Genomic DNA, 10,279 nt, shown 5'->3' with positions numbered 1-10,279 from the left:
GAGACGACGAAGGCAAAGGGGTTCACCGCCTGCAGGAATTCATCGGTGACATCGGTGGCGCCGTGGTGGCAGCTCTTCATCACATCGGACTGGAAGCGCGCGCGTGCGCCTTGCACCGCGGCGGACAGCGGCTGGCCGGCGGCGATGCCGGCGTAGTGCCGCAGCAGGAAATTTTCGGCCGGCCGGTTCAGGTCGCCGCCGAGCAGCAGCGACAGCCCGCGGTAGCTCAGCCGCAGCAGCACCGAATGGCCGTTCTTGGTCTTGCCCACGTCCATCGCCGGCGCGCTGATGCTGGCGCCGAATGTCCTCAGCCGTGGCTGGCCGGCGGCATCGGGCTCGACCACCGGGCCCAGCACCTCGATCGTCGCGTCGGCATTGGTCGCCGGGCTGAAGCCGGGCATCCAGGCGCGGCCGTTCTCGATCAGCGCGGTGGCGGTGGACAGCATCTGCACGTTGCCGACGCGCCCGCTCTGCAGCGCGGTGCGCATCAGCCGGGCGTAGCGCTTGCCGCCCTGGTCGATGGCGCCGCCGTACAGCGCCTGCGCATCGGCATGGCTGGCCACCAGGTCGACGAGATGCCGGCGCGCCGCATCCAGCGGGCCCAACGGGTCGGCGCCCTGGCGCTCGCCGATGCCGTTGTGATAGACGTTGTCGACATGCACCGTCGGCAGCTCGAACAGCTTCTGGAAACCCAGGTAGTGGTCCTGGTCCGGGTGGGTGATCACCGCGGCATGGAAGTGGAAATCGTTCCTGAACTTGCCGAAGCGCCAGAGCAGGAAGCGCAGCATGTTGTCGCCTTCGCCGGCGTCCACCAGCATCAGGCGCTCGCTGCCATCGGCCAGCGGCACGACCAGCAGGCAACCGTCGCCCTGGCCGACATCGACGAACACCAGCTCCAGCAGCCGCTCGGCCTGCGTGTCCTGCCGGCGCACCCAGAAGTGCACCGGGTTGCCCGTCTTGTCCTTGCCCCAGCTGACTTTCAAGAGGTCCGGCGTTTCTTCCACCACATTGAGGAAGTCGCCCCACAGGATCTGCTTGAGCTTTTTGCTCGGGTCGTTCAGGTCGCGCAGGTAGACATCGTCTCCCGGGCCGGCGAATCGAATGCTCATGACGGGCTCCCTGTCAGGATGGGTGCGCCATGGCACCGCAGGCAGCGCGGCGCGTCAACGGCAATTCAGGGGATGCCGCGGCGCGGTACGTCATCCCTCTGACACAGGCTCAGCGCGCCAGCAGCTTCAGCAAGTTGCCGCGCGCCACCCACTCGCGCGTGGTGGGGCTCAGCTGGCGCAGGAAGGACTGCACGCTGCGGAACTTCATCTCCTCGCTGTCGCGCGAGCGGTGGCTGGCATCCGTGCCGACGATGAAGCGCTGCGGCTGGCTTTCGATCAGCGCCAGCCACTCGGGCCAGACCTGCTCGCCGTCGCGCAGGATGGTGTAGTCCGGCGATCGCGGATGGCGCGGCCAGGTGCGCGCGCTCAACTCGTAGGTCAGGTTCGGGTGCTGCGCCAGCAGGCGCTGCGCAATGAACAGCGGCGTGTAGCCGCCGTGGGCCCAGATCACCGGCACATCGGGAAAGTTCGCCAGCAGCTGCGAGAACTCGCGCAGCCGCGTCCATTCGATGTGCAGCAGAACCGGCACGCGGTGCTTGCGCGCCAGCGCCATGATGCCGCTCATCATCGGGCCCAGCGGGTCGTGGTCGGCCTCGGGGAAACCGGGCGATGGGAAGTGCACCGCGGAGACTTCGCCGATGCCCTGGAAGCGACCGCTGGCCAGCAGGTCGTCCAGCGTCTGCAGCAGCGCCGCATCCTGTGTCTCCCAGGCGCGGCGGTAGGCCGCTCGTTCCGGCGAGATCGTCGCAAAGGCGATGAAGCGCTGCGGCAGGCGCCGTGCGGCATCGGCAATCGACTCGTTGCTGCTGTTGCGGCCCCAGAACACGATGGCGCGTTCGGCGCCGTGGCGCTGCATCAGGTCGAGCTGCATGGCTTCGTCGTTCAGGTGCACGTGGGCATCGATGAACGGGATCGGCGGTGGGGCGGCGGGCGCCGCGGCGGCTGGATGCGGCGGCGCCGTCGCGGCGCAGCCCAGGACGGTGGCCATCAACGCGAGGGCGCAAAGGCGCGCTGGCGAGATCATGTCAGTTGCGCCATTGCGCTGTGCGCCACCCGGGACGCATGAAACCTTGGTGCACTTGCGTGTGGCTGCAGTCGGCCCATTGCGGTCTTTGGTGGTTGCTGGAAGCGGACGTCTGTTCTGTCTTGCCTTGGCCGGTGAATCCTCGTTGCACTGCGCCGGGATTCCGCCCCGGCAGGCGGGTCACTTTCTTCCTGGCCGAAGAAAGTAACCAAAGAAGGCCTTAAAACCCAAACGTTCATTTGTGCCTCCGTCACTCCAGCACGGAGGCACGGATGGACGTTCAGGTGCTTTCTTTGCCTACTTTCTTTGCACCAGCAAAGAAAGTAGGTCGGCCGCCGGGACGAAATCCCGGCCACTCCCGAGGACTCAACAATCGAATGTCGGCTCTCAGAACAACAACCGAACGGCCGCATCGGGCCGCAAGCCGCCATCACCGAAGGCCACAGTCGCTCAACAAGCATCGCAGCACGCAACGATCGAAGCTTCAGACTGGCGGCGTCGCCGCACGGCGGCTCTTGCGACGCCACAGCACACGCAGCCCGAAGAACGCCGCCGCCAGAACCAGCGCCCAGGGCAGCAGCGCGACGATCACCTCGATCATCACCGCGATGCTGCCGGCCAGCACATGCCCGGTGCGCTGCAGCGCTTGTTTCACCGGCGACCAGGCGCCGCCGTCCAGAACCGATGGCCGGGCGCTGAACTGCAGCGTGACATGCACCTTCTCGGTCTGCTGCGCCAGCAGCTTGCGGCGTGTGGCCAGGCTGTCGAGTTCACTCTGCACGCGCGTGAGTTCACGCTCGACCTCGATCAGGTCCTTCAGCTTGGCGTTCGGTGTGGCCATCAGTTTGCGCAGGTTGTCGCGGAACTCGGCGGTGTTCTTCTGTTTGGCCTCGGTGTCGATCACTTCGTCGGTCTTGTCCTCCGAGCGGGTGCTGTGCTGGCCCACGGTGCCGAGCGCGGTGACCTGGGCGAGAAAGGCCGCCAGCGCGGCCGGCGGCACCCGCGCTTCCAGCAACGCGCTGGCCGGGCGGCGCTCGTCGTCGCGGCTGATGCTGGCGTTCAGCACTTCGCAGCCCGCGGCGTTGCACGCGTCGGTGGCGGTTTTCCACGCGGCTTCGACACCATCGGCCGCCGTGAGCAGGTGCAGCTCGTGGCGCACCGCGAGGTAGCGTCTGACCGTTGCATCGGCCGCAGCGCCGGCATCGGCTGAGGGCGCCTGTTGCGAACGCTCGGCCTTGGCCAGCGGCGCGCCGGCATGGGCACGCGGGGCCGCGGCCATCGGGGCAGGCGGTGCGCCGGCGGCCACCGGCTCTTCGGACTTCGAACTGCAGGCGCTCAGTGCGAGCAGGATGGCGAGCAACAGGGCAAGGCGCATGGCAATGTCGGGTGAGTGGGGACAGCGGGTTCTACGCGGCACGGCCGAGTAGGGGGTTGGCGACCTGCGCGGGCCTGCCGTGCGCGGCATTCACGGCATCTCAGATCAACAGCATCGCCGCGGCCACCGCGGTGGGCAGCAGCGCGCCCAGCAGCAGCCCGCCGGCGCCGATGGATTCGTCCTCGAAGCCCTGCTTGAGCAGGGTCACGCCGGCCGGGTTGGGGGCGTTGGCAATCACCGTCAGGCCGCCGCCGGCCACGGCGCCGGCCACGAGCATGTACTTGGCCGGGTCGGAGATGCCGGTGATCAGCGAGCCCAGGTAGGTCAGCGCCGCGTTGTCGGTGATCGCCGTCAGGCCCAGCGCGCCGAAGAACAGCGCCGTGGGCTGCAGGCTGGACACGATGGGCTGCAGCCACCACTGCTGCAGCCCGCCCAGCACCACCAGGCCGGCCAGGAAGAAGGCGACCAGCAGCGCCTCTTTCAGGATCAGCGGCGATTGATGCCGCTGGTAGGCCTGCGCATAGCCCAGGAACATCAGGAACAGGCCGCCGAAGATCACCGGGTGGTGCGCAAACGCCACCACCGCGGCCAGGAAAGCCAGGTGGATGGCGATCACCAGCGGCGGCACCGGTGCCGCACCCGCAGCCGTGCCCGTAGCCGTGCCCGCGCCTGCGCCGGGTGCTGCCGGCGCCTGCTCCCCCCGCAGGTGCCGGCGCATCAGCCAGGTGATGCCGCTGGCGTTGAGCACCACGGCAATGGCGGCCTTCCATCCGAAATGAGCGGCCATGAAGGCGCTGTCCCAGTGCCAGGTGGCGGCCACCATCAGCACCGGCGGCGCCGCGAAGGAGGTCAGCGTGCCGCCGATCGACACGTTGACGAACAGCACACCCAAAGCGCCGTACTTCAGCCACTCGGGCATGCCGGGCCGGAACACCAGCGGTGCCAGCATCAGCGCGGCCAGCGTCATCGCGGCCGGCTCGGTGATCAGCGAGCCGGCCAGCGGCACCAGGGCCAGGCACAGCCAGCTCTGGGCCAGCGCGCCCGGCACCGGCAGCCCCCGCGCCAGCCCGGCCACCATCCAGCGCACCGCCTCGAGCACCGGCCGTGAACCGGCGACGACCATGATCACGAAGACGAACAGCGGCTCGGTGTACTGGCGCGATTCGGCATAGGCCACGGCCGTGGCGCCGCCCTGCATCACCGCCATCAGCGCCACCAGCACGATGGCCCAGAAGCCGAACACCACCTCCACTTCGCCCAGCAGGTGCAGCAGCCCGGCGTGGCGGGCGTGCCGGTGGGCCAGGCGTTCGAAGAGCTTGGCCGAGAAGGTGTGCAGCAGCGCGAGGGCGAAGACGACGGCGGCAAGGATCTCCATGATCCGATCGAGTATCACCCGGCGATGACCTCGCCCAGCCGGCTGACCAGCGCGTCCATCTGCGCCGCCGGCATGCCGCCGTAGCCGAGCACGAAGCCGTTGTAGCGGTGGCGCTCTGACTGCCGCAGGCACAGCGGGCTCAAGGGCCGCAGCGCCAGGCCCGACGCGCGGGCGGCGCGGGCCACCGCGACGTCGGCGACCGGCACATCGAGCCGCACCGACAGGTGCATGCCGCCGGCGCCGGCGGATGCCGTGAGCACGCCGTGCAGGTGTCGCCCGAGTGCCGTGCGCAGCGCATCGCCTCGCTCGGCGTACAGCATGCGCATGCGGCGCAGGTGCCGCGCAAAGTGCCCGCTGGTGATGAAGTCCGCGGTGGCCATCTGCTCGGCCACGCGGCCGTGCAAGGCCAGCCCACCGTCCGCCTGTTGCAGCACCTGCACCAGCGCCGGCGGCAGCACCATGAAGCCCAGGCGCAGCCCGGGGAACAGCGTCTTGCTGAAGGTGCCGAGGTAGATCACCGGCGCGTCGGCGCTCAGGCCCTGCACGGCCGGCAGCGGCGGGCCGGGGTGGCGGAATTCGCTGTCGTAGTCGTCCTCGATGATCCACGCGCCCAGTGCTCGCGCGCGTTCGATCAGCGCCAGGCGGCGCGTCAGGCTCATCACCGCACCCAGCGGGTACTGGTGCGAGGGCGTGACATAGATCAGCCGCGGCCGCGCGGCGCGGCTGTCCGGCGCCGGCAGGGCCAGGCCATGGGCATCGACGCCGATCGGCACCAGCCGCAGGCCGGCCGCCGCGAAGGCCGCATGGGCGCCCTGGTAGCCGGGGTCTTCCAGCCACACGCTGTCGCCCGGACTGGCCAGCAGCTGCGCGCAGAGATCGAGCGCACTCTGCGAGCCGGCGGTGATGAGCACCTGTTCGGCCTCGCACAGCACGCCGCGCGAGACGCGCACATGCTCGGCGATGGCGCTGCGCAATCCCGCGTGGCCACCCAGTGCGGCATAACCCAGCTGGCCCGCGCCGACCTGGCGCCACGCCCGGTTCATGCAGCGCCGCCAGGGCGCCAGCGCAAACTCCCGCAGCGCGGGCATGCCGGTGCGGAAAGGCAGCAGGTCGTCCGCGCCAGTGCCCGCGTCGGGCGGCGTCGCGATCCGGCGCGCCGGGTGCGGCGTCTTGCCCGGCGTCATGCCCAGTTCGGGCGCCGCACCAGCCGCCTCGGCGATCCGGGCGTGCGCCACCACCGTGCCTTGCCGCGTGGCGGCGACGAAGCCTTCGGTGTCCAGCCGCTCGTAGGCGTGCAGCACGGAGTTGCGCGCCACCGCCAGTTCGCGGGCCAGCGTGCGCGAGGACGGCAATCGCGTTCCCGCGGCGAGACGGCCGCTCAGGATGGCCGTACGCAAGCAGGTGTACAGCCGGTGCTGCTGCGACTGCGGCATGCCGGTCGATGGCCCGGATCCGCCGGAGAGCAGGAGTGCGAAATCCATCGTGGCCCCAAAAATGAGTCAGGTGCTGGATCTTGGCATGGTGCCATGGCCACCGTACCGTGGCCGCACCCTTCGCCTGCTCGCCCTGCTGTGAATCACGCCGCTTCGCACCCTCGTCCGCACCCGGGCCCGCACCCCCACCCGCACCCGCACCCCCACCCGCCTCTGCACCCGCGCCATGCCCTGCTGCTGCTCGCCACCGTGGCCCTCGCCTGGGGCATCAACTGGCCGATCGGCAAGGCCCTGCTGCAGTACCTGCCACCGATCTGGATCGTCACGCTGCGCTCGGCGCTGGGTGCACTGGCGCTGCTGGTGTTCTGCGGGCTGCGCGGCCGGCTGGTGTGGCCGCGCAGGGCCGACCTGCCGGTGATCCTGAGCGTGGGCCTGCTGCACATGGCGGCGTTCTCCGTGCTGGCCAGCATCGGGCTGCAGCATGTGCCGGCGGGGCGCTCCGTGGTGCTGGCCTACACCACGCCGCTGTGGGTGCTGCCGGGGGCCTGGCTGCTGCTCGGCGAAGCGCTGACGCGGCGGCGGCTGGTCGGTGTCGGCCTGGGGCTGGCCGGCTTGCTGCTGATCTTCAATCCGCTGAGCTTCGACTGGCAGGACCAGCGCGCCGTGCTCGGCAACGCCCTGGTGCTGCTGGCCGCCCTGTGCTGGGCCGCCAGCATCCTGGTGGTGCGCCGCCATACCTGGGTGACGCCGCCCTTCGAGCTGGTGTTCTGGCAGGCCCTGCTGGCCAGTGCGCTGCTGCTGCCGCTGGCGCTGCACGTCGAAGGCGTGCCGCGCATCGCGTGGCATGCCGAGCTGGTGGCGATGCTGCTCTACGGTGCGCTGTTCGGCATTGCGCTGGCGCATTGGGCGCTGGGCATCGTCAGCCGCGCGCTGCCGGCGACGACGACCTCGCTGGGCCTGCTGGGCGTGCCGGTGTGCGGCACGCTGTGTTCGGCGCTGGCCCTGGGTGAGCCGCTCGGTGCGCCGCTGCTGGGTGCGCTGGCGCTGATCCTGCTGGGCATTGGCGTCGGCACGCTGCGGCGGGGCTGACGCTGGCGATCCGGGCGCCGTCGCGTTGGCGGGGAGCGTCCGTGTTGGCTGTGCGCCAACCGGCGCTCAGGTGGGCGCCGGGTCCTGGGCCGGCCACAGCAGCGCGACGCACAGGCCGCTGCCGCCGCCGGGCACCTCGCCCAGCGTCATCGTCACGCCATGGCGGGCACAGATCTCCTGCGCGATGGCCAGGCCCAGGCCGCTGCCCTGCGGCTGGGTGCCCGGCGCGCGGTAGAAGCGCTCCAGCACCTTGCTGCGCTCGGACGGGGCGATGCCGGGGCCGTTGTCGACCACGGTCAGCACGGCGCGCTGGTCGTGCTGGGCCACCGTCACCGTCACCCGGCCATGCTCGGGCGTGTAGGTCAGGGCGTTGTGCACGAGGTTGGTCACCAGCTCGCGCAGCAGCACCGCCTCGCCGTGCACGGGCACCGCATCGGCGCCTTCGAAGCCGAGGTCGATGCGCTTGCTTCTGGCCAGCGCCAGCAGCTCGAAGGTGGCGTCGCGGGCCAGCTCGGTGAGGTCGAAGGCCGTCACCTCCAGCGTGCGGCCGGGCTCGCTGCGCGCCAGCGCCAGCAGCTGGCCGACCAGCCGGCCGGTGGCGTCGGTGGTCTCGTTCAGCTGCGTCAGCACCTGGCGCATCGCCGCCAGCTCGGTCTGCATCAGCGCATGGTCGACCTGGGCGCGCAGCACGGTCAGCGGCGTCTTCAACTGGTGCGAGGCGTTGGCGACGAAGCGCGCCTGGGCTTCGCCGAGCTGGCGCTGCCGCTCGGTGTGGGTGTTGATGGCGTGGATCAGCGGCGCCACCTCGCGTGGCACGGCGCGGGTGTCGATCGGCGTCAGGTCGTGCGCGCCGCGCGCACGCACCTCGCTGCGCAGGCGCTTCAGCGGCGCCAGGCCCTGGCGCACGCCCCAGGCGATCAGGCCCGCGGCCAGCGCGATCAGCAGCAGCTGCACGGCGGCCGCTTCGCTGACGATGCGGCGCGTCAGCTGGTGGCGGGCGTCCAGCGTCTCGGCCACCTGCACCAGCAACTGGCGCTGCGCGCCGCCCTCGGGCAGCGTGGTGCGCAGCGCCACGATGCGCACCGCCTGGTCCTTGTACGCCGCGTCGTAGAACAGCGGCTCGGCGGCCGGCACGGCCGGCGGCGGCGGCAGGTCGGCGTAGCCGGTGATGTGGCTGCCGGTGTCCAGGCTGGCGATGCGGTAGAAGATGCGGTCCTGCGCGTCGGTGCGCAGCATCTCCAGCGCGGCATAGGGCAGGTCGGCGACCACCTCGCCATCGGCCACGGCCAGGTTTTCGCTGACCACCAGCGCCGAGCCGAGCAGCGTGCGGTCGTAGGCCTCGTGGGCCTGGGCCAGGCTGCGCAGGTAGCTCAGCGCAAAACCGGCGGCCCACAGCAGCAGTGTCGGGATCAGCAGCCAGCGCAGCAGCAGGTTACGCAGGCGCATCGTCGGCTTCGAGCACGTAACCCAGGCCGCGCAGCGTGTGGATCGCGGCGCCGCTGCCGTCGAGCCGCCGGCGCAGGCGGTGCACGTAGACCTCCAGCGCATCGTGGCTGAGCACGGCATCGGCCGAGCACAGGCGCTGCGCCAGCGCCAGCTTGCTGACCGGCCGGCCCGGGTGCGCCATCAGCGATTCGAGCAGATCGTGTTCGCGCGGCGGCAGGTCGATGTGGCGCCCGCTCACCGAGAAGCGCCGCGACAGCGTGTCGAACGCCAGCCCGCCGACCTGGACCACCGCGTGCACGGCGCCCAGGCGGCGGCGGTACAGCGCGCGCAGCCGGGCTTCGAGCTCGGCCAGGTCGAAGGGCTTGGGCAGGTAGTCGTCGGCGCCGGCGTTCAGGCCCAGCACGCGGTCGTGCGTGTCGCCGCTGGCGGTGAGCACCAGCACCGGCACGCTGTCGCCGCGCTCGCGCAGCCGCCGCAGCAGCTGCAGCCCGGACAGCCCCGGCAGCGCCAGGTCGAGCACCACGATGTCGAAGGCATGCTCGCGCAGCAGCGCATCGGCCTGGTGGCCGTCGCCGCAGGCCTCGGCGGCGATGCCCAGCGCGGCCAGCGATTGGCGCAGCGTCAGCACGAGCTCGGCGTTGTCTTCGATCAGCAGGATGCGCATGGCAGGTGGCGGGGATGGCAGGGGTGGCGGCCGGGGTGAGGGTCAATCCGGCACGGGCGCTAGCGTACAGTCCCCGCGACGCGCTCCGCAGGCGGGACGGAGCGGATCGGAATCCACAGCGTGCCAAGACGACGAGAAGCGATGGTGGCAGCCTTGCTCGGGAGCGCCGGCGTGCGCGCGGCACCCGGGCCGCGCGTGCGTGTGTTCTCCACCACCGACCAACCGGTGGTGCAGCCGCTGATCGACGACTTCGAGCGCCGCCATGCCGGCACCCGCGTCGACTACCTGCAGTACGGCAGCATCGAACTGGTCGAGCGCTTCCTGGCCGATGGCGGGCGCAGCGCCGATGTGCTGTGGAGTTCGGCGATGGACCAGCAGATCAAGCTGGTCAACGACGGCCATGCGGCGCGGCACGCCAGCGCCCATGCCGCGCGCCTGCCGCGCTGGGCGGTGTGGAAGCAGGAGGCCTATGGCAGCACCTTCGAGCCGGTGGGCTGGGCCTACAACCGCCAGCTGCTGCAGCCGGCCGAAGTGCCGCGCAGCCACGCCGCGCTGACGGCCCTGCTGCGCGCCGACCCGCCGCGTTTCCGCGGCCGCGTGGCCACCTACGACATCGAACGCGCCGGCCTCGGCTTCCTGATCGCCACGCACGATGCGATGGCCTCGCCGCGCGCCTGGGAGTTGGTGCGCGCGCTGGGCGAATGCCGCGCCGAACTGCATGCCGACACGCAGGGCATGCTCGACAGCGTGGCCGCCGGCCGCGC

The 10,279-nt window shown here is 71.0% G+C and carries 8 protein-coding genes and 1 pseudogene; 2 read left to right on the top strand and 7 right to left on the bottom strand.

Going from position 1 to position 10,279, the window contains the following annotated elements:
- From VLK61_RS10055 to VLK61_RS10035, 5 genes are all read right to left on the bottom strand, one after another.
- On the bottom strand, window positions 1-1,109 hold a 1,109-nt coding region (locus VLK61_RS10055), incomplete at its 3' end, for a hypothetical protein (protein WP_325420726.1).
- A gap of 109 nt (window positions 1,110-1,218) precedes the next feature.
- On the bottom strand, window positions 1,219-2,097 hold the full coding sequence (locus tag VLK61_RS10050; protein WP_325420724.1) for an amidohydrolase family protein: 879 nt from the start codon (window positions 2,095-2,097) through the stop codon (window positions 1,219-1,221).
- Between the two features lie 520 nt (window positions 2,098-2,617).
- The gene (locus tag VLK61_RS10045) at window positions 2,618-3,508 is read right to left on the bottom strand and encodes a DUF4349 domain-containing protein (RefSeq protein WP_325420722.1); all 891 of its coding nucleotides are present in this window, start codon (window positions 3,506-3,508) and stop codon (window positions 2,618-2,620) included.
- Between the two features lie 100 nt (window positions 3,509-3,608).
- A complete protein-coding gene (locus tag VLK61_RS10040) occupies window positions 3,609-4,883 on the bottom strand; it encodes a putative Na+/H+ antiporter (RefSeq protein WP_325420720.1) in 1,275 nt (424 codons plus the stop codon).
- A 14-nt stretch (window positions 4,884-4,897) separates the two neighbouring features.
- Window positions 4,898-6,364, bottom strand: coding sequence for a PLP-dependent aminotransferase family protein (locus VLK61_RS10035; protein ID WP_325420718.1), 1,467 nt, complete (start codon window positions 6,362-6,364; stop codon window positions 4,898-4,900).
- Between the two features lie 165 nt (window positions 6,365-6,529).
- Here VLK61_RS10035 and VLK61_RS10030 point away from each other — a divergent pair, with 165 nt between their 5' ends.
- On the top strand, window positions 6,530-7,405 hold the full coding sequence (locus VLK61_RS10030) for a DMT family transporter (RefSeq protein ID WP_325420728.1): 876 nt from the start codon (window positions 6,530-6,532) through the stop codon (window positions 7,403-7,405).
- A gap of 66 nt (window positions 7,406-7,471) precedes the next feature.
- Here the strand turns inward: VLK61_RS10030 and VLK61_RS10025 are convergent, their stop codons facing one another.
- The gene (locus tag VLK61_RS10025) at window positions 7,472-8,851 is read right to left on the bottom strand and encodes a sensor histidine kinase (RefSeq protein WP_325420716.1); all 1,380 of its coding nucleotides are present in this window, start codon (window positions 8,849-8,851) and stop codon (window positions 7,472-7,474) included.
- The gene (locus VLK61_RS10020; protein ID WP_325420714.1) at window positions 8,838-9,515 is read right to left on the bottom strand and encodes a response regulator transcription factor; all 678 of its coding nucleotides are present in this window, start codon (window positions 9,513-9,515) and stop codon (window positions 8,838-8,840) included. The genes VLK61_RS10025 and VLK61_RS10020 overlap by 14 nt, the downstream gene beginning before the upstream one ends.
- Before the next feature lie 144 nt (window positions 9,516-9,659).
- On the opposite strand from VLK61_RS10020, the pseudogene VLK61_RS10015 reads away from it, so the two are divergent.
- Window positions 9,660-10,279 (top strand): annotated as a pseudogene (locus VLK61_RS10015) (substrate-binding domain-containing protein); the annotation flags it as partial.

The organism is Aquabacterium sp., from assembly GCF_035476535.1.
Taxonomy (GTDB): Bacteria; Pseudomonadota; Gammaproteobacteria; order Burkholderiales; family Burkholderiaceae_C; genus Pseudaquabacterium.
The sequence above is the reverse complement of the archived record's forward strand: the minus strand, read 5'-3'. Positions and strand labels throughout refer to the sequence as shown.

What these genes read in the sequence shown, in the direction of transcription:
- VLK61_RS10050 (WP_325420724.1), bottom strand. Translation starts at nt 2,097, where the DNA reads ATGGCCACCGTCCTGGGCTGCGCCGCGACGGCGCCGCCGCATCCAGCC.
- VLK61_RS10045 (WP_325420722.1), bottom strand. Translation starts at nt 3,508, where the DNA reads ATGCGCCTTGCCCTGTTGCTCGCCATCCTGCTCGCACTGAGCGCCTGC.
- VLK61_RS10040 (WP_325420720.1), bottom strand. Translation starts at nt 4,883, where the DNA reads ATGGAGATCCTTGCCGCCGTCGTCTTCGCCCTCGCGCTGCTGCACACC.
- VLK61_RS10035 (WP_325420718.1), bottom strand. Translation starts at nt 6,364, where the DNA reads ATGGATTTCGCACTCCTGCTCTCCGGCGGATCCGGGCCATCGACCGGC.
- VLK61_RS10025 (WP_325420716.1), bottom strand. Translation starts at nt 8,851, where the DNA reads ATGCGCCTGCGTAACCTGCTGCTGCGCTGGCTGCTGATCCCGACACTG.
- VLK61_RS10020 (WP_325420714.1), bottom strand. Translation starts at nt 9,515, where the DNA reads ATGCGCATCCTGCTGATCGAAGACAACGCCGAGCTCGTGCTGACGCTG.